General features: G+C 70.1%; 12 protein-coding genes. 2 read left to right on the top strand and 10 right to left on the bottom strand.

What is annotated here, in order from left to right; translation table 11 throughout:
- Positions 1–407 precede the first annotated feature (407 nt).
- The 9 genes from AB0G15_RS16865 to AB0G15_RS16825 form a co-directional block, all read right to left on the bottom strand.
- On the bottom strand, positions 408–1,505 hold the full coding sequence (locus tag AB0G15_RS16865) for a Gfo/Idh/MocA family oxidoreductase (protein WP_362840164.1): 1,098 nt from the start codon (positions 1,503–1,505) through the stop codon (positions 408–410).
- Positions 1,506–1,524: 19 nt separating this feature from the next.
- A complete protein-coding gene (locus tag AB0G15_RS16860; protein ID WP_362840161.1) occupies positions 1,525–2,031 on the bottom strand; it encodes a hypothetical protein in 507 nt (168 codons plus the stop codon).
- A gap of 8 nt (positions 2,032–2,039) precedes the next feature.
- Positions 2,040–3,563, bottom strand: coding sequence for an RICIN domain-containing protein (locus AB0G15_RS16855; protein ID WP_362840158.1), 1,524 nt, complete (start codon positions 3,561–3,563; stop codon positions 2,040–2,042).
- Positions 3,564–3,652: 89 nt separating this feature from the next.
- A complete protein-coding gene (locus AB0G15_RS16850; protein WP_362840155.1) occupies positions 3,653–4,966 on the bottom strand; it encodes an RICIN domain-containing protein in 1,314 nt (437 codons plus the stop codon).
- Between the two features lie 293 nt (positions 4,967–5,259).
- Positions 5,260–6,453, bottom strand: a complete 1,194-nt coding sequence (locus AB0G15_RS16845) for an SGNH/GDSL hydrolase family protein (RefSeq protein WP_362840152.1) — start codon at positions 6,451–6,453, stop codon at positions 5,260–5,262.
- A 52-nt stretch (positions 6,454–6,505) separates the two neighbouring features.
- Positions 6,506–8,059, bottom strand: coding sequence for a GDSL-type esterase/lipase family protein (locus tag AB0G15_RS16840; RefSeq protein ID WP_362840149.1), 1,554 nt, complete (start codon positions 8,057–8,059; stop codon positions 6,506–6,508).
- Positions 8,060–8,156: 97 nt separating this feature from the next.
- Positions 8,157–10,397, bottom strand: a complete 2,241-nt coding sequence (locus tag AB0G15_RS16835) for a CBM35 domain-containing protein (RefSeq protein WP_362840146.1) — start codon at positions 10,395–10,397, stop codon at positions 8,157–8,159.
- A gap of 26 nt (positions 10,398–10,423) precedes the next feature.
- A complete protein-coding gene (locus AB0G15_RS16830) occupies positions 10,424–11,929 on the bottom strand; it encodes a discoidin domain-containing protein (RefSeq protein WP_362840143.1) in 1,506 nt (501 codons plus the stop codon).
- A 148-nt stretch (positions 11,930–12,077) separates the two neighbouring features.
- The gene (locus AB0G15_RS16825) at positions 12,078–13,172 is read right to left on the bottom strand and encodes a glycosyl hydrolase 53 family protein (RefSeq protein ID WP_362840140.1); all 1,095 of its coding nucleotides are present in this window, start codon (positions 13,170–13,172) and stop codon (positions 12,078–12,080) included.
- 875 nt (positions 13,173–14,047) lie between these two features.
- Between AB0G15_RS16825 and AB0G15_RS16820 the strand changes: the two genes are divergently transcribed.
- Entirely contained in the window at positions 14,048–16,225 is a 2,178-nt protein-coding gene (locus AB0G15_RS16820) for a rhamnogalacturonan lyase (protein WP_362840344.1), read from the top strand.
- Between the two features lie 198 nt (positions 16,226–16,423).
- Entirely contained in the window at positions 16,424–18,391 is a 1,968-nt protein-coding gene (locus AB0G15_RS16815; protein WP_362840137.1) for a beta-galactosidase, read from the top strand.
- 72 nt (positions 18,392–18,463) lie between these two features.
- Here AB0G15_RS16815 and AB0G15_RS16810 read toward each other — a convergent pair whose 3' ends face one another.
- Positions 18,464–19,552 carry a LacI family DNA-binding transcriptional regulator gene (locus tag AB0G15_RS16810; protein ID WP_362840135.1) on the bottom strand — a complete coding sequence of 363 codons (1,089 nt, stop codon included), beginning with the start codon at positions 19,550–19,552 and terminating at the stop codon, positions 18,464–18,466.
- Positions 19,553–19,709: the final 157 nt, after the last annotated feature.

The following is a 19,709-nucleotide window of genomic DNA, read 5'->3' as shown; positions in this document are numbered from 1 at the left end:
CCATCGGCCCGGCTGGCCGATGGTGTCTTTCGCCGTGACGCCGGCGGTAGGTGTTGACAACAGCCCACCTCTTGTGATTAAAACGCTTTAACCACTTGAGTTCCATGCTGTTGCGAAGACGAGACAAGCAAGGACTCACCCCCTGCCCGGGGTCGCATCCGGTGCGACTGGAGCGCCGGTCGCGACTCATACGGCAGGGACCGTCTGCCCATGAACCATTCACACCCCCCAGTGATCAGTTCGGAACGAGCCGGCATGCCGGCTTCGCCGATGTCAGAAGGCACTTCCGTCATCGCCGCCAGCATCTGCTTGCCGATGCCGCCGGCCATGACCCGGGGGAAGATACTGATCGACGTCCCCGGCGCGGGCGGTGACCGGCCGGTCGAGCGCGTGGACGGCCCGAAGGGTCATCCGGTCCTCCCCTTCCAGGGGGCGCCGGTCCCGTCCATGCGCGGCGCGAACGGGCTGCCGGCGGTGATCTGTCCGGTGCGTACGCGCTCGCCGGTGAAGGCCGAGGCGTACAGGGCGGCGATGAACTCCATGGTCTGTCTGGCGTCCTGGCTGGTCACCGGGGGTGCCTGGCCCTGGTCCAGGGCGTCGAGCACGGCGGCGAACCAGTCGTCGTGACCGCTTGGCCCGCTGCCGCCTCCGCCGGACCACAGGGAGGCCACGTCCTCGTGGCCGGGGGCGGGGGTGAGGGTCCAGTCGTCGTCGGTGTAGCCGTAGAGGTGTTCCACCTCGACGGTGGCGTGCTCGTAGTCGACGCGCAGCGCGCTGGTCTGGCGCGGCGAGAGCACCGAGTTGACCACGGTGGCCAGCGCGCCGTTCTCGAACGTGACGATCGCCATCGACACGTCCTCGGTGTCGACGCAGCGGGCCCGGCGGGCGGCGACCGCGGTGACCTCGGCCCATGGGCCGAGTACCGACAGCAGCAGGTCGAACTGGTGGATGCCGTGCCCCATGGTCGGCCCGCCGCCCTCGGACTCCCAGGTGCCGCGCCAGGGCACCGCGTAGTAGGCCTCGTCGCGGTACCACCGGGTCTCGCAGGTGGCCAGCAGCGCCCGTCCCAGCACTCCGGATCCGGCCAGGCGGCGCAGCCGCAGCGCGCCCGCGCCGAAGCGGTGTTGCAGCACGGTCGCCACGTGCGCCGTCGAGCGGCGCTCGGCCTCGGCCAAGGTGTCGAACTCGGCCAGAGAGAGCGTGGCCGGCTTCTCCACCAGCACCGTCACGCCCGCCTCCAGGCACTCCAGCGCCAGCGGCGCGTGCAGGAACGGCGGGGTGCACAGGTGCACCAGGTCGACCTCGTGCTCGCGCAGCAGTTCGGTCAGGCCGCCGTGGGCCGCAGGGACGTTCCAGGTGCCGGCGAAGTCCCTGGCCCGGCCGAGGTCCACGTCGGCCACGGCGACGAGCGAGGCCCTGCCGCCGGAGCCGGTGACGGCATGGGCGTGGGCGCCGGCGATCGCACCGGTCCCGACGATCGCCGCCCGGTAGTTGCGTTGAGACATGTCTTCCTTCACTAGGGGGTCAGGCGCCGTCGATCTCGGCCTGTAGTTCCTTGGCGAACGACGCGGCCGCCTGGTCCGGCGTCATCCGGTCGAACAGCACCTCCTTGGTGTGCCGCTTGATGACGGCCTCCAGGGTGCCGGCGCCGTTCGGGGTCACCCGGGGAGCGGTGCCGACCTTGACCGTGTCGAGATACTCGACCGCGGCCTTGTCGGTCTCGGAGAGCTTGCCGGTGATGGCGGCACGGATCTTCGTGTTGGCCGGGACGCCGCGGTCGGTCAGCATGACGTTCGCCGCCTCCTCACTGTTGGCCAGGAAGTCCACGAACAGCGCCGCCTCGGCGGGGTGCTTGCTGCGAGACGAGATCGACCAGTACATCGAGGGCTTGTAGTAGGCGCCGGGCGACGTCGCCTGGGACTCGCCCGGGAGCTTGAGCAGCTTCAGCTTCGACCGTCTTCGGAGGTGGTGGTGAAGGAGTTGTGACCGGGGCCGCATGCCGGCGTGCCAGGCGACCGGGGACTCCGCCACAGGGCGGTTCAGCCCCAGCGTTGCAGTAGCCGGTCGTACTCGGCCTGGGTGATCGGCAGGACGGTACCGTGGCGCGGCCGGCCGGGCATGGTGTAGCCGGAGACGGGCGACCATTGCCGGGTGTTCAGGTCGGTGGTGGTGAACGGTACGTAGCCCCGGCCTCCGTACTCGTCGATGAACATGTACCAGCGCTCCTCGGTGTTCGACTTGAAGACCAGCGGACCCTCGCCCTGGTTGATCGCGTTGTTCCCGATGCAGTCCGCGACGAAGGAGTAGTCGCGGTTGAGCACGGTCGTCGACTTCTCCGCGAGGATGAACTTGCCGCACGCGCTCTGCGACGCGCTCCGCTCGTCCTTCGTGAAGCGGTGGTAGGTGCCGTTGTGCTTGATGAGCGTCGAGTCGATCGTCGAGTAGCCCTTGTCGACCCAGACCTGCGGGGCGCTGAAGGTCCGGAAGTCGGATGTCGTGGCGTACATCATCCGGTTGTAGGTGGTGCCGGTGTGGTTCGGGTCGCCGGCGGAGTACAGCTTCGACGCCCAGAACACGACGTACTGGCCGAGTGTCTCGTCGTAGTACGCCTCCGGGGCCCACGTGTTGCCGGCCGTGTCCGGCGAGACGCGGACCAGGCGCGGCGCGCTCCAGTTCGCCAGGTCGGCCGACTCCCAGACCACAATGGACTTGCTGCCCGTCCGCTGGGCCTGGTCCCAGTTGCCGTTACCGTAGATCCGCAGGTCGGTGGCGATCTGGTAGAACCTGTCGCCCTGCGGTGAGCGGATGATGAACGGGTCGCGCACGCCGCGGGTCCCCACGGTCGAGGTCAGCACGGGCCGTCCGCCGTTGAGCTGGCGCCACCGGGTGGGATCGTTGCCCTGGCTGAGCGCGAAGTAGACCTGCTCGCCGGCGGAGGTGCCCTCGCCGGTGAAGTGGCTGAACAGGTAGCCGGCGTACTTCGGGGCCGGTGGCGCGTCGACCCGGACCAGCTGCCACTGCTGGTTGGCGGCGCCCGTGTCGGTGTACTGGGAGATCCGGGCGCCGTCGGCGGTGGACTGCTCCCAGACGTCGAGGGCCTTGCCGCTGTTGCGGTTGACGAGCTTGACGTATCCGCTGTCGGTGTCCACGACCCGGAACTGCTGGTTGGTGCCGCCGTTGTCGGTCCACTGGACGACGTTCGCGCCGTTCGCCGTGGACGCCGAGGAAATGTCCACCACCTTGCCGCTGTGCCGGGCCCGGAGCCTGTAGTAGCCGTTGCCGGCGTCGGCGAACTGGAACTGCTGGCCCGCCCGGTCGGCGCGGGTCCGCTGCTGGACGGCGGCGCCGTCGGCGGTCGACTGATCGGCGATGTCGACCGCCTTGCCGCTGTGCCGCGAGACGATCTGGTAGTACGCCCCCGGGTCGATCACGGCCGCGTTCGCCGGCGGTCCCGTTATCAGTGCGGCGGCGCAGCTTGCGATCAGTGCGCCGACGAGGACGAACGCGATGCGACGTCTGCGCGGACGTCGCGGTGAGGTCCGATTGTGGAAAGGCTGTGTCATCGAAGCCGTCCAGTGTGGTTGTGAAGGGGTGTTCGCGTCATGCCGGGTCACCGCCCTGTTGCCCGAGCGGTGACCCGACAGGTCTCGTGTCAGACGCGGCGCCGGGTGAAGCGCTGGTTGGGGCTGCCGTTGTAGGTCCACTGGGAGATGCGGGCGCCATCGGCGGTGGATTGTTCCCAGACGTCCATGGCCAGGCCGGACTCCCGGTTGACGAGACTGATCACGTCACCGCCGTGGTCGACCACGCGCCACTGCTGGCCGATGGCGCCGGTGTCGGCCCGTTGGACGACGTCCGCGCCGGTCGCGGTGCCCGTGGGCTGGAGGAACAGGCCACTGTGCCGGGCCTTGAGGCGGACGTGGCCGTCGCCGGAGTCTGTGAATTCGAACTGCTGGTTGGGGCGATTGCCGGCGGTCCACTGGATGAGCCGTGCGCCGGCGGCGGTGGAGGCCCTGTCGATGTCGGCGGCCTTGCCGCTGTGCTGGGCCACCAGGGTGTAGGCGGCCGGGCCGCCGGGCGAGTCACCCAGCTGGGCCTCCCACCTGGTGTTGGACCCGGCCGCGTCGGCCGGGAGGCGGTCTCGTGCGGCGGTGTCGCCGTACATGGTCCAGCGGGCCCAGTCGACGACGGTGTTCGGGAAGCGGTTGTCGCTCCAGAAGCTGGTGTGGCTGCCGCCGACGAAGGTGAGGAACGCCTTGGGCCAGGTCATCTCCGTGTACGCCTGCCGGGCCGAGGCGTACTGCGTGGTCGAGTCCCGGTCGCCGTGGACGAACAGGACCTTGGCGGAGACCGAGGCGGCGGGGTTGCCCATGTCCTCGCAGGACTGCGGGTTGGCGGAGATGATCCGGCTGTCGGGCCAGGAGGTCAGCAGGCCATGGGTGATCATGCCGCCCAGGGAGTGGCCCGAGACTCCGACGCCGATGCCGGTGTTGATGTGCCCGGCCAGTGGTCCGCTCGCGTTGAGGGCGAGGGTCTGGGTGAGGACCTGCGAGACGTCCTTGGAGGTCTCGCCGTTCCTGACGTCGGTGAAGTTGTGGTTGAAGTGCGGGGCGGGGACGATGAAGCCCGCCGCGGCCAGGGCCCGGATGATGAACAGGGAGTTCTGCGGGCTGCTCTGGAAGCCGTGGGTGAAGTTGTAGACGGGAAAGACACCGTTGGCGACCGGGGCGTTCGTCACCGGGCTGCCGCCGGGGGTGCCGGTGGCGGGGTAGTAGACGTAGGTGGTGCACGGGCGGCTGCCGCGGGTCCAGTCATACCGGCGCACGCCGACCGCGAACGGCGTGGTCGGTGCCGGGTCCAGCGACCCGACGCCGGCGAGCGCCTGCCCCGCGCCGAGCAGGGACAGGCCGAGGCCCGCCGCTCCGGCCGCGCTCACGCTGAGGAATGTCCGCCGGTGCATGGTCATGGATGGCTCCTTGGGTGCGGGGATGGTTGTGGCGATTGGAGTTCGGACGGGTCGGTTGCCGGGCGCGTCCGGTGGGCGGCAGGCCGGCCGGACGCTCGGCGCGAAAGCGGGTGCGGGCGTTCCCGCCGCCCCGCGAGGGACGGCAGGAGCGTCGTGCGCGTTGTCAGGGGAGCCGGCGGACGGTAGTCCCACACCGGCGCTCTTGAGAATGGCCAGCGGATCGCCCCGGGCGCCCGTGACGGCTGAGATCTTCGACGACCATTTCGCCGAGACTCCCGAGGGCGAGTCGAGTGTCACCTCAGGTACGCGGATAGGGCGAGTTGCTGGTCGCGCACCGCCTTGGTGACCAGGCCCGCGATCTGACGTGCACCCGCCGCCTCGAAGTGGGTGTGGTCATCGGCGAAGAACGCGCCGACGGGGCCGGAGGAGTAGTCGCCGTTGAACGGGCAGAATCGCAGGCTGTTGTAGAGGGTGTAGCTCAGTTTGTGGAGGTCGATGACCGGGGTGCCGGTGGCCCGGCCCACGTCGAAGGTCTCGGTCAGGAACCCGCGGGTGGGCGTGGCCGTACTGCCGCTGCAGCTCAGGGCGGACACCGGGGTCACCAGCGTGGGGTGGGCCCCGCGCTGCTGGGCGGCGCGGACCATGGTGGTGAGCAGTTCGCGGTACCGGGCGGAGCCGACGTGGCGTGGACAGGTGGACGAGCCGTCGTTGATGCCGAACTGGATGAACAGGTGGTCGCCGGCCTTCATCCCGGTGGAGGCGTCGAGCATCGCCTGCCAGCGGGCGGCGTAGGCGGTGGAACTGAGCACGCATTCCCCGGCGGAGTTCTTGGTGCCGGTGACGGCGGACTCGTACAGCCAGGTCTGGACGCTGCGGCCGCCGATGGCGCTGTTGACCACGGTGGCGCCGCTGGTGAGGTAGGCGCCGAGTTCCCGGCCCCAGCCGACGACGTTGCCGCCGGAGTTGGCGGCGACGGTGGAGTCTCCGGCCAGCCAGACCGTGGTCGTGGCGGAGGGGGGCGCGCCGGTCTCCAGGTAGTCGATGTTGGCCAGGCCGGCGGCGGTGGTCGGGTTCAGCCGGATGGTGTTGTCGCCGGCGTTCAGCGACACGGTCAGTGTCTTGGTGACCCAGGTGGTCCAGGCGCCGGTGGGGTCGAAGGCGCTGCCCGCGTGGGCGACCGTGCCGTTGACCAGCACGTCTGCGGGACGGTTGGAGGTCCCGCCGTTGGCGTAGCGGATGGCGATGGTGGCCGCGCCGGCGGCGGGCGCGGTGACGGTGAACTGCGCCGCCGCGCCCGCCGCGTTGTCGGCGTTGCAGAATCCGCTTCCGGAGAACCCGGCGTGGTTGGACTCGATGAGACCGGCGCACGTGGCCGGCGCGTTTTCCGCCTCGTAGCGGGTCGCCGCGGAGGCTTCCGCGGCTATGACGGCACTCGCGACGACCACCGTGAGCGCGACAGCGGCGGGCAGCCTGATCCGTAAGGACATGGGGAACTCCAAGAGGGGAGTCGGGGCAGGTACGGCACCGGCGGCAGGCGGGTCAGCCGGATGCGCATCCGGCGCCGTTTTCTGCGCCGGAGAAGTCCGCGGACGCGGAGGCGTCCGGGACGGGAGCCGGATCGCAGGCGTGGGACGCGCCGCTCGACGTTGACGTTGACGTTGACGTTGACGTGGTGCTCGGCGCGAGGTGGGCGGCCACGATCGGTGCCAGCCTCGCCGCGATCGCGCGGTGCCCGATGTCGTTGGGGTGGACGGCGTCGGTCAGGCCGTTCGCGGGCACCCAGCCGTCGGTGTCGACGAAGAAGACGTTGTGGTCCCCGGCGTCGTTGACGGTCTGCACCGCGGCCTGGGTCTGCGGTACGAACCGTCCGCGGAAGGTCTCCAAGGCCAGGATCGCGGCCTCCGGGTACCTGGCGCGGATCGTGCGCAGCAGCTCGGTGTAGGAGGTCTGGAACTGGGTGGTGGACACCCCGTGACCGACGTCGTTGGTGCCCAGGTTGATCACGACCACGTCCGCCTGGTAGCGCGTGAAGTCATGGTCGACGGCCCCGACGGCGGCGCTCACCTTCACGAACCGCCGGTCCAGGCCGACGCAGCCGTCGGCGGTGCTCACCAGACAGGCGCCGCCCTGGGCGACCTGCATGTGATCCAGGCCGAGCTGCTCGCCGACCAGCCATCCGTACGCGGTGAGCGCGTTCTTCGAGCTGGTCGTGCCGACCGTGATGGAGTCCCCGATGAACTCCGCCATGCCGCGGGACGGCTCGGCGGGCAGTGTCCGCGCGCCCGGGTCGAGCACCAGCCCCTGGAACACCGCATCGCCACCGTAGGAGCCGGCCACCACCCGGTAGGACACACGCAGGCTGTGGGTGCCCGCCGCCAGCGGGGTCGGGGTGAGATTGACGGTGCCTCGCACGTTCTGCAGGTAGACGTCGGGGCCGCCGTCGATGCTGTAGTAGAGGTCGATGGTGTTGCGCTGCTTCAGCTTGACGGTGGTGCCGGTGAACCCCGTCTTGAGATAGGCACCGGCCCAGCCGGGGACGTAGGCGCTGCTGTTGCGGGTGTCCCAGCGACCGACAAAACGGATGTTCGGGTCGGTGGGCGAGCCGTCCCCGGCGCCCGTCGTGACCTCGACGTAATCGATGTTCCCGAGTCCGCCGGAGGTGGTCGCGGTGAGCCGTACGGTGGTGGTTCCCGCGTTCAGTTGCACGGGCAGGCTCTTGGTCGCCCAGGTGGTCCACGCGCCGGTGCCCTCGAAGGCGAGCCCGGACTGCACCGTCGTCCCGTTGAGGCTGATGTCCGCCGGCCGGTTCGCCGTGGTGCCGTTGGCGTAGCGGACGGACAGGGTGGCGGTTCCCGCGGCCGGTGCGCTCACGGTGAACTGCGCGGCGCTGCCGACGGCGTTGGTGGTGTCGCAGAAACCGCCACCGGAGTAGCCGGAGTGGTCGGAGGCTGTGACACCGCCGCACACGGCGGGTGCCGACTCTGCCTCATACCGGGTCGTCGCGGCGTGCGCGCCTGTCGCGAACGCGATGGGGGCACCGGCCAGTGCCATCGTCATCGCCACGAGTAACGAGATCTTCGGTAGCCGTTTCATCGAGGCTCCTGGGGAGTGAGGGGAGACTGGGGGGGCGACTCGCCATCGGCCCGGGTCACGGCCCGGCGGCCCGGTGGGTGCCGGGCCGCCGGATGTTTTAGCGGACGTAGATGTTGGGCTGCGGCGGGGTGCTCATGCCGTCACCGAGGAAGAAGCTGGGGTGCGGCGGCTGGTTGTAGGCGGTGTTCTGCCAGGCGATGGCCACGCGGTACTGGGCGTCGTGCATCAGCGTGTAGATCCGCCGGTCGGTCTGGACGGGTGTGGCGTAGACGCGCAGCGCGGCGTTGTCGTCGCGGGGCAGGATGATCTCTTCACGCCAGTCGCCGAACAGGTCGCCGGACAGGGACGGGGTGGACTTGGTGCCGTTGACCGAGTGCGCTCCGGAGGCGGTGAGCAGGCGGGTGTCGCCGCCGGTGCCGTACTTGTCGACGTGGTTGCCGTCCAGCAGCTCCCGCACCGGGTCGCCGTCCCACCAGGCCAGGAAGTTGTAGCTGCCGGGGTTACGCCCGACGTTGCCGCCGGAGGCGTTGAACAGGTTGCCCAGGCCGGTGCCGGTTCCCCAGAACTCTCCGCCGGCGTTACCGGCGTGAATGTCGGCGGCCACGCCGCGGGCCGGGCCCTCGCAGTTGCAGGTGTTGTTCTTCTGCATGATGATCGAGCCGTTGCCGGCGTCGCGCAGCGTGGCGGCGGCGCCGGAGCTCTGCTCGTGGATCATCCAGATCTCCTTGCCGGCACGGCCGGGCACGAAGTCTCCGACGTGCAGGGCGTCGCCGTGGGCGTAGAAGCCGGTGGTGTAGCGGCCGGTGCCGTTGGCGTTGATGGTCATGCCGCCGTAGATGATCTCGTCGGTGCCGTTGCCGTCGACGTCGGCGATGGACAGCGAGTGGGCGCCGCGGCCGGTCCACTGGCTGCCGGCGCTGCCGGAGTCGAACTTCCAGCGCCGGGTGAGCTGGCCGTCGCGGAAGTCCCAGGCCGCGATCGTGCTCTTGGCGTAGTAGCCGCGGCCCATGATGATGCTCGGCCGCCGGCCGTCCAGGTAGGCCGTGCCGGCCAGGAACCGGTCGCCGCGGTTGCCGTAGTTGTCACCCCAGTCGTTGATGTTGCCGCGGGCCGGATCGAAGTTCACCGTGGACATGGCCGCGCCGGTCAGCCCGTTGAACACGGTCAGGTACTCGGGACCGGTGAGGATGTAACCGTCGGAGTTGCGGTGCAGGGCGCCGGCGTTGCCGATCACCTGCCCGGTGCCGGACACGGTGCCGTCGCCGGTCTTGACCGCCATCTCGGCCCGGCCGTCTCCGTCGTAGTCGTAGACCTGGAACTGCGTGTAGTGCGCGCCCGCCCGGATGTTACGGCCCAGGTCGACGCGCCACAGCCGCTGGCCGTTGAGCCGGTAGGCGTCGATGTAGACGTTGCTGGTGACCCCGGCCTGGGAGTTGTCCTTCTGGTCGCTCGGATCCCACTTGAGGAAGATCTCGTACTGTCCGTCACCGTCCGCGTCACCGACGCTCGCGTCCCCGGCGGTGTAGTTGCCTCCCGGCCGGGAGATCGGCACGTCCAGGTAGTTGCCGCCGGTAAAGCGCAGCGACGGCTCGGACGCCGCCTGCTCCGCTCCGTTCACCACCGCGCGGACGGTGTAGGAGGCATCGGCCGGGGCACCGTTGTCCAGGTGGTTGGTGGCACCGGTGAGAGGCGAGGAGTTCAGCTTGGTCGAGCCCCGGTAGAGATTGAACCCGGTGCTCATGCTCTCGGTGCCGAGCAGCCGCCACGAGACCAGGTTGCCGCTTCCCGAGCGCACGCTGATCAGGCCGCGGTTGAGGTCCTCCATCTGGCGGCCGGTCGGGTTCGGGTCCGGGCCGTCCTGGTCGGTCTCCAGGTAGTCGATGTTGGCCAGGCCGGCGGCGGTGGTCGGGTTCAGCCGGATGGTGTTGTCGCCGGCGTTCAGCGACACGGTCAGTGTCTTGGTGACCCAGGTGGTCCAGGCGCCGGTGGGGTCGAAGGCGCTGCCCGCGTGGGCGACCGTGCCGTTGACCAGCACGTCTGCGGGACGGTTGGAGGTCCCGCCGTTGGCGTAGCGGACGGTGATGGTGGCCGCGCCGGCGGCGGGCGCGGTGACGGTGAACTGCGCCGCCGCGCCCGCCGCGTTGTCGGCGTTGCAGAATCCGCTTCCGGAGAACCCGGCGTGGTTGGACTCGATGAGACCGGCGCACGTGGCCGGCGCGTTTTCCGCCTCGTAGCGGGTCGCCGCGGAGGCTTCCGCGGCGATGGCGACACCGGCGGCGGCCATCGTCAGCGCGACGCCGGCCGACAGCAGCGCGGTGCGTGGTCTGCGTGGGGACATGGGAACTCCAACAGGTGGGTGGGGGGTCATCGCAGGTACGACACCGGCGACAGGTTCAGCTCGCGCATGCGCTGCAGGACGAGCCGGGCCATTTCGTTCGCTCCGTTCGAGGAGAAGTGCGTGTTGTCGCTCACCTCCGGCAGGTAGAGCGCGGCCGAGGCGTTCGGGCCGAGCCTCTCCACCAGCGCCTCGCTCGCGGCGGTCAGGTCGATCAGCGGCGCGCTCTGCGCCGCCGCCACCTGCCGCATCGTCGCCGGGAGGTTCACGCCCACGCCGTTGACGTGCAGCGCCGTGGAGTTCAGCGTGCCGTCGGCCGCGAACAGCCGCCGCACCGGTGGCGTGACCAGCACCGGCGTCCCGCCTCGCGACCGCACCTGGGTTATCAGACTGGTGAGGTTCGAGGTGAACGCCGAGGCGGTCGTCGACTTGTCGTTGTGCCCGAACTGGATCAGCACCGTGTCGCCGTTGCGGATCAGCGGCCTCATCGCGGGGAACAGCGCCGAGTTGGACAGGAAGCTGCCCGAGCTCTCGCCCGAGTCGCCGTAGTTGGCCACCGACAGGCCCTGCTTGAAGTACTGCGGGAGCTGCTGCCCCCACCCGGTGTACGGCGCGACCGGCTGGTCGCAGACGGTCGAGTCACCCGCCAGATACAGCACGGGCCCGCTCGCCGGGGCCAGCCCGATCCCGTTCAGCTTCGGGGCCGTCCCGGAGAGGACCAGGTCAAGCCCGGGCTTCCCGGTGCCGCCCTGCCCTGTCGGCTGGCCCTCCGGCTGGCGCACGTTCAGCGTGAACGAGTACCGCGCGTAGGAGCCCGCCGCCGTCGACACGGCGGGCAACACCGTACGGCGAGCCTCCGCCTGCACGCTTGTCACGCCCGCGGTGGCCGCATCGCCCAGGATCACGGTCACGTCGTAGTTGCCCGGCTGGACGTCGAAGTGGCAGATGATCGGCGAGACGCCGGTGCATTTGGACCGCAGTGCCGGATCGGGTTCCGGTCCCGGCGGGGTGCCGGTGTCGGTGCCGAAGACCTTGAAGTCGGCGATGCTCGCCCACGTCGACGCGGCAAGACCGGTCACGGTGATCCGCACGTACCGGGCGGTCGCCGAGAAGGTGTCGTCCTGCACCTGGGCGGTGGACGTGCTCGCCGTCCGATCGGCCACCCGCGTCCAGGTCGAGCCGTCGGTGGAGACCGAGACGTGATACCTGTAGGCGCGGGCGAACTTCCAGCGCACCTCCGTGCCGGTCAGTGTCGCCGCGCTTCCGAGGTCGACCTGCCACCAATGGCCGGTCCCGCCGTCGGCGGCGCACCAGCGGGTTGCGGTGTCGCCGTCGTTGGCCAGGGACGCGCCACGCCCGGACTGGCTGGAATCGGCGCTGGCGGCCTTGCCCAGCGCCAGATCCGTCACCGCCCCGGCCGCAGGCGCGAGCGGTACGGACAGCAGGGCCGCCAGGAAGGCGAGGAGGGTGAGAACGGCGAGCCTCGAAGAGCCCGGCGGGCCGAGCGCGCGGCCATCTGACCGAGAGGAACTCATGGTGATTCCGTGCTTTCTCGTGAGGGTCCGCAGTGGTTCGGCGCCGCCTGCACGACGGGCCGTCGGCTTTCACGGGCCGGTGTCCCAGATGTCATGGGCCCCGGCCTGCCGGGAGCGGGGTGGCCGGCGGGCACGGTGGCCCCCGGGCTTACGGCGTCCACCGGACATGGGGGTTGATCTGGCCCGTCCAGTTGAAGACGGCCATGTTGTCCCACCCGTTGCCGCTGCCCGCGATGTTCGCCGGATCCCAGCCGTTGCCGGGCACCGCGTACCAGGTCGGCTCCCAGTAGAAGACCCCGATCGCGCCCGCGTCACGAGCCGTGCTCTGCACCGCCGCGAACTGCGCGCCCTGTCCCTGCCAGGTCGACCGGTACCCCGGGCAGCCCGAAGTGATCGCGTTGCGCGTTGAGTCGGCGTCGTCGGCGGTGAAGGGGTAGGCGGTCTCGGCGATGACCACGTCCTTGCCGTATCGGGCGCGCATGTCACCGATGACCGTGGACAGGTTGGACAGCGTCCCGTGCCACACGCAGTAGTACGACAGGGCGGTGATGTCCCAGGACACGCCCTTGGCCCGGATCCCGTCGTAGAACCAGCGAGCGGAGGACAGGCTCTCCGCCAGTGCCGTGTGGATGATCACCTGCGTACCGGGATTGCATGCCTTTGTCGCGTTGTATCCGGCCTTGAGCAGGAGGCTCAGGTTCGTGAAGTCGTTGCCGGTCACCTTGCCGTCGTTCCACAGCATGCCGGTGTTGATCTCGTTGCCGATCTGCACGCTGTCGGGGACGGTGCCCTGAGCCTTGAGACCGGTGCACACGTCGTAGGTGTAGTTGTAGACGTCGGTCTGCAGCCGGCCGATGCCATGACTGGACCAGGCGGCCGGCTTGTACTGCTTGCCGGGGTCGGCCCAGGTGTCGGAGTAGTGGAAGTCCACCATCAGCTTCAGCCCTTTGGCCTTGACCGCCCGGGCCTGCTGCAGCACCTTGTCCTTGTTGTTGTAGCCGCTGATCGGGTTGTTCCAGATTCGCAGGCGGGCGTAGTTGACGCCGACCCCCTTGAGGATGTCCAGTGGATCTCGTTGCACGCCACCGGTGTCGTAGTACTTCGCGCCCAGATCCAGCGCGCGCTGCAGGGAGGAGACGTCTGCGCCGAGCATGCTGAGCGGTGCGGCGGCGGCGTGGGCCGGTTGCCCGGCGGGGACGGTCGCGGCGGCGCACAACGCCAGTGCCACCAAGATCCTTTTCATGGAGTCCTCCGATGGTCAGGGCGGAGATCGGAAACGGGGATCACAGCAGTCGCCGAAGCGGGCGGCGCGGCGGGTGCCGCCGGCTGAGGCCGTCTGTGGACGGGCATGACGGACAGACCCGCCGGCGCTCGCGTCCTGGAGCTCGAGTGGGCGGCCGGTCCGCTTGAGCCGTCCGGTGTCGTTGCGCCGGGAGCCGGTGCCGGCGGTCGCGGTCAGGCGGAGGTCGTGTCGCCGCAGGTCCCGCGGCAGGGGTGACGGGGGATCGGGTGCGAAGCCGCAGGCGGGGTGGGGGGTGAGGCCACGCGTCCTCCTCACAGGCTGGATGAGGCTCTGTGAACGTGCACAGTAACGCACAATCCGATGCGCTGAAAGTGTCTGTTCGAAGTCCGAGGTGAAAGCCAAGACGGCGAGCATGTGATCGCCACTGGCGGTGACAAGGCCCTTTTTCCACCTGTGAACGCTCCCAGAGCCTTTGGCCCTCTCCGGCGGTGACGTGAAGGTTTCATGCGTTCCCTTCATTCCGACTGCGGAGGGCCGGGATCGACGGCGGCACGGACGTCGAGTGCCGCGGACGGTCTCGTTGCCGAAGCCGTCCAGGTCGAGTGCGGTACGAACCGCGGACGGAGCGCGACCATGTCGCGAAGTGCGGGGGTGACGGGGCGGGGAAGCCGGAGAGTGACCTCCAGGTGCCGGAGGAGCCGAAGCCTTGACTGCCGATGTTAACGCTCATAATCTCCAGAAAGTAGATCGATTTAACCGCTCCGACCCCCCTCAGGAGCTTTTTCATGCGCGCCGTCCGCTTAGCCTTCACGATCCTGGCCGCACTCGCGTGCATCCTCCCGGCCACCCCCGCCGCCGCCGAGCCCCGTATCCGGATGGAGCGCCTCGACCGTGGTCTCGTCGCCACGACCACCCCGAACGGCATCTTCCTGAGCTGGCGTTTGCTGGGGACCGAGGTGACCGGAGCGGGCCGGAACGGCATGCTCGGCGCCGGCTTCCGCCTTTACCGGGATGGCCGCCCGATCGCCACGGTCACCGACAGCACCAACTACCGGGACGTCGCGGGCACGCCTGCCTCCAGCTACGCCGTCGCCCCGATCGCGAGGGGCAAGGAGGGCAGGAAGAGCGCTGCCGTCCGGCCCTGGAGTGAATCGTTTTATGATGTGCCGCTTCGCAAGCCCGCCGACGGCGTGACCCCGGTGGGCGAGACGTACACCTACGCGGCCAACGACATGAGCGTCGGCGACGTGGACGGCGACGGCCGCTACGAGCTGGTGGTCAAGTGGGAACCCTCCAACGCCAAGGACGTCTCCCAGCGCGGCTACACCGGCCCGACCTACCTCGACAGCTACACGCTCGGCGGCAGGCTGCTGTGGCGGCTGGACCTGGGCGTCAACATCAGGTCCGGCGCGCACTACACCCAGTTCCTGGTCTACGACTTCGACGGAGACGGCCGCTCGGAGGTGATGCTGAAGACCGCGCCGGGCACCAGGGTCATCCGCTACGACACCGCCGGAAACCAGAAACACGAGCGGTTCGTCACCATGCCGCAGCCCGGCTACTCGCACACCGACGACTACCGCCTGAGCGCCGCGGGCTACTTCGACCACCTCGTGGACATGTTCATGAAGTGGCACGAGCACCCCGAGGTGGTCGCCGGACGCTGGCCCGCGACGCTGGAGCAGGCCTTCGGCATCACGCCGGCGCACACCTACCCGCTCTCCCGCCAGGCGGCGACCGAGCTGGCCACCCACTTCGTCGACGTCTACGCGCCCTCGCGCAGCGGCAACAACCGCCTGCGGGAGTTCGCCGGCTTCGTCGTCAAGGGCCCCGAATACCTGTCGGTCTTCGACGGCGCCACCGGCAGGGAGCTGCAGACCGTCGACTACAAGCCCGGCCGGGGAGACGACGGCCTGCTGTGGGGCGACTACGCGATGGCCCGCATCGAGCCGGGCAACCGCGTCGACCGTTTCCTGTCCTCGGTGGCCTACCTCGACGGCAAGCGCCCTTCGGCGATCTTCGCCCGCGGTTACTACACCCGCACCACCCTGGTCGCCTACGACTGGAACGGCCGCAAGCTCAAGGAGCGCTGGTTCGTCGACAGCGGCCACGCCCCGATGGCCAATCCCTTCAACGCCTCCCCGCACGGCGTCGACGGCAGTGATCCCGCCTTCGCCACCCTGACGACCCAGGGGTTCCACTCGATGAGCGTCGCCGACGTCGACGCCGACGGCAGGCAGGAGATCGTGTACGGCGCGGCCACCATCGACGACGACGGCAGCCTGCTGTACTCCTCCTTCGACGTGGCCCCGCCGAACAGCAGCGTGCCAGGCCAGAACGTCCGGCTCGGCCACGGCGACGCCATGCACGTCGGCGACCTCGACCCCGACCGGCCCGGTCTGGAGATCTGGACCGTGCACGAGGGCGGGACGTGGGCGCCGTACGGCTGGGCCATGCGCGATGCCGCCACCGGCCGGGTCCTGTTCGGCGGCTACAGCGGTCGCGACACCGGCCGGGGCATGGTCGGCGACATCGACCCGGCCGTCCGCGGCATGGAGGCCTGGTCGGCGATGCCGCCCAACCAGGAGATCCAGGCCGGCCTGTGGTCCGCGCGCGGCGAGCACCTGGGCGTCACCACGCCCGGCACCAACCAGAGCATCCGCTGGGCAGCCGACATGACCACCCAGCTGGTCAACGGCACCGCCACCGCGGTGCTGCAGACACCCACCGTCGACGACTTCAAGCGCGGCACGCTGCTGACCGCCACCGGCACCCTCGCCAACAACGGGACCAAGGGCAATCCGGGCCTGGTCGCCGACATCCTCGGCGACTGGCGCGAGGAACTGGTGGTGCGCACCGCCGACAGCAGCGCCGCCCGCGTCCACGTCAGCACCGAGGTGACGAACCGCAAGCTCTACACCCTCATGCACGACCCGCAGTACCGGGTCGAGGTGGCCAGGCAGCAGACGGGCTACAACCAGCCCGCCTACCCCGGCTTCTACCTGGCCACCGACCTCGACTGGGCCAAGGTACCCGTACCCAGGATCCGATGATCCGCCGCTGAGAGGCCGGGGCGTCCGGAAGCGGGACCGCCCCGGCTTCGATGCCGTGCGAAGACCGCCGGCCCGGAGGGGCCGGGCTCGCGGGCGGCGGACGCAGCCGTGCTCGCGGATCCGGCGGCGTCGAGCGCGTTCACGCTCCGGTGCGCGTGCTCGGCTTTGGCACGAACCACTGACAGGAGAGCACCTCAGGTGTATTACGGCGGCGACTACAACCCGGAACAATGGCCCGAATCGGTATGGGACGACGACATCCGGCTGATGCGGGCGGCGGGTGTGAACCTGGTCAGCCTGGGGGTGTTCGCGTGGGCGCGCATCCAGCGCGCCGAGGGCGAGTTCGACTTCGGCTGGCTCGACCGGATCCTCGACAAGCTGCACGCGGGCGGGATCGGGGTGAATCTCGCCACGGCCACCGCCTCCCCGCCACCGTGGGCGAGCCGGGCCTACCCCGAGATCCTGCCGAAGGACGCCTCGGGGGCCACCTACTGGCACGGCAGCCGGCAGGCGTACGCTCCCACGTCGCCGGTGTACCGGCGCCTGGCGGCCGAACTCGCCGGAGCGATCGCGGAACGTTACGCCTCCCATCCCGCGGTGGTGATGTGGCACGTCAACAACGAGTACGGCTGCCACGTGCACGCCGACTACTCCGACAACGCCGCGGTCGCGTTCCGTGCCTGGCTGCGCGGGCGGTACGGCGACATCGAGGCTCTGAACGAGGCCTGGGGCACCGCCTTCTGGTCGCAGCGCTACGGTGATTTCGAGGAGGTCGTCCCGCCCCGGCTCGCGCCCTACAGCGTCAACCCCGCAGGCCTCCTGGATTTCAAGCGCTTCACCTCCGACGCGCTGCTCGAGCTCTATCGCATGGAAAAGTCGATCATCCGCGCGGCGGGGGGCACCCAGCCCGTCACCACGAACTTCATGGGCGCGTTCGAGCCGATCGACTACCGCTCGTGGGCGGCGGACCTGGACCTGGTCGCCGATGACAGCTACCCCGATCCGGCGGACGCCGGGTCGTTCCGGGGGGCCGCCTTCGACCGGGACCTCATGCGATCCCTCAAACCGGGAGTTCCGTGGGTCCTCATGGAGCAGGCCCCGGACGCGGTCAGCTGGCGTGCGAGCAACTCGCCGAAGGCGCCGGGACAGATGGCGGCCCTCAGCGTGCAGGCCGTCGCGCGGGGCGCCGACGGGGTGATGTTCTTCCAGTGGCGCCAGTCCCGCTCAGGCTCGGAGAAGTTCCACTCGGCGATGGTGCCGCACGCGGGAACCGGCACCCGCACCTGGAGGGAGATCGCCGAGCTCGGGCAGAACCTGGCCGGGTTTCCTCGGCTCTCGGCGGAGGTCGACGCGCCCGTGGCGCTGATCTACGACTGGCAGAACCGATGGGCGGTGGAGAACTCCGACCATCCGGTGCGCTTCGACTACCTCGCGGTCGTGCGGCAGTGGCACGCGGCGATCCATCGACAGCACGTCACCGCCGACATCCGCCACCCGGACGACGACCTGTCGAAGTACGCCGTCGTCATCGCGCCACAGCTCTACCTGCTGACCGACGCGTCGGCGGCCAACCTCGCGGCCTACGTCGCCGGCGGCGGGACGTTGCTGCTGTCGGCGTTCAGCGACGTGGTCGACGAGTACGACAGGTTCCCCGCCGGGGGCTTCACCACCCGGCTGGGAGCCACGCTCGGCCTCAGGGTGAGGGATTTCGGCGCCCTCCCCATCGACGCACACGACCGCACCACGGTGACCGTGTCCCTCGGAGACGCCTCGATGACCGGCCGCCTGTTCGCCGAGGAACTCGACCTGATCGACGCGACGGTCATCGGCGACTTCCGTGACGGCAGGCTCCGGGGGCACCCCGCCTTCACCTCGCGGACGAGCGGTTCGGGAACGGCCTACTACCTGGCCACCGTCCCCGACGAGGACGGCATGCTCGCGGTCACCGCACGGATCTTCGCCGACGCCGGCGTCCGCCCGCCCGTGGACCGGCTGCCGCAGCACGTCGAGGCCGTCGTGCGCGACGGGCGCCTGTTCGTCATCAACCACTCCGGACAGCCCTTCACGCCGCCCTCGTCCTTCGGACGCCGGCCGGAGGCGGCCAGCGAGGCCGGTGACACCATCGGCGCCTACGGGTGGCGTGTCTTCGGGCGGGCGACCTCGTGACCGCCGTGCCCGCCCCGCCCCGCCGCGGCCGGACGCCCCCGGACGCGGCGGCCGCGGGCGTGAACGAGGTCCTCAGGGAGCCGGAGGGTGGTCGCCTCTGAAGGTCCGGACCGAGTCGCGGACGATGATGTGGGTGCCGAGCATGACCTGCCCAGCCGATCCCGAGGTGTTTCGCCGGCGTTCGAGGGCGAGGCGTACCGCGGTGCGGCCGAGCTCCTCGTGCGGCACGTGGACCGTGGTGAGGCCGATGTCGGCGGCCGGGGGCAGGTCGTCGAAGCCGACCATGGAGACGTCGTCGGGAACGCGCAGCCCGTGCTCGCGCAGGGCCAGGCGGGCGCCCGCCGCGATGAGGTCGTTGCAGGCGAAGACGGCGGTGAAGTCACGTGGCCCGGCGCCCAGCCGTTCGCGGATCATGCGGTAGCCCTCCTGCCGCTCCATCGTGCCCTCGACCTCGAGGCCGGGGTCGTGGGGCACGCGATGGTCGGCGAGGGCGTCGCGGTAGCCGGCGATGCGGCTGTCCTGGGTCGTGTGGCCGTCGCGCCGGCCGAGGAACAGCACGCGCCGGTGACCCGCCGAGAGCAGATGGCTGGTGATGGCGTACGCGCCGGCGGCGTTGTCGTACTCGACGACGAGGGCGGGCACATCGGGGCCCAGCGTCGGGCGTCCGCACAGGACGAGCTGCGAGCCGGCGAGCGCCAGCGCGCGGGCGTACTCGCCCATCCGCTCGCGGTAGGCCGCGTCGTCCACCACGTTGCCGACGAGGATCACGCACTCGGCCTGCTCCTGGCGCATCAACTGCACCGTGGCGAGCTCGCGTTCCGGGTCGCCGCCGGTGGTGCCGACGATGCAGAGCTTGCCCTCCAGCGCGGCCTGGGCCTGCACGCCCTGGGCGACGTGGGCGTAGTGCGGCGAGATCACGGAGGTGACGATGATGGCGACGCTCCGGCTGCTCGCCCCCGCCAGCCCCCGCGCGTTGGCGTTGGCCACGTAGTCCAGCTCGCGCACCGCCCGCATGACCTTGCTGCGGGTGGCGGGTGCGCTGGGGTACGTGCCGGACAGGATCCGTGACACCGTGGCGACGGACACGCCCGCGTGCGCGGCCACGTCCCGGATCGTCGTCGGCCGCCGCCCTTCCTCGTGGGACGCCGCACGCCGGACCATCCAACCTCCACCTGAAGCGAAAACCGTTGGTAAACCGCTTACGCGTGATGCTTCCCCCTGTTTCGCCCGCTGTCAAATCGCCGCCCGCCCGCGCCTGCCCCTCCGTCGCGGAAGAGGAAATCAAACGGCTACCGCCGCCGACACGCTGGGAGATTAT

Origin of the sequence: Streptosporangium sp. NPDC023825 (assembly GCF_040639575.1) — a bacterium.
Classification (GTDB): domain Bacteria; phylum Actinomycetota; class Actinomycetes; order Streptosporangiales; family Streptosporangiaceae; genus Streptosporangium.
The sequence above is the reverse complement of the archived record's forward strand: the minus strand, read 5'-3'. Positions and strand labels throughout refer to the sequence as shown.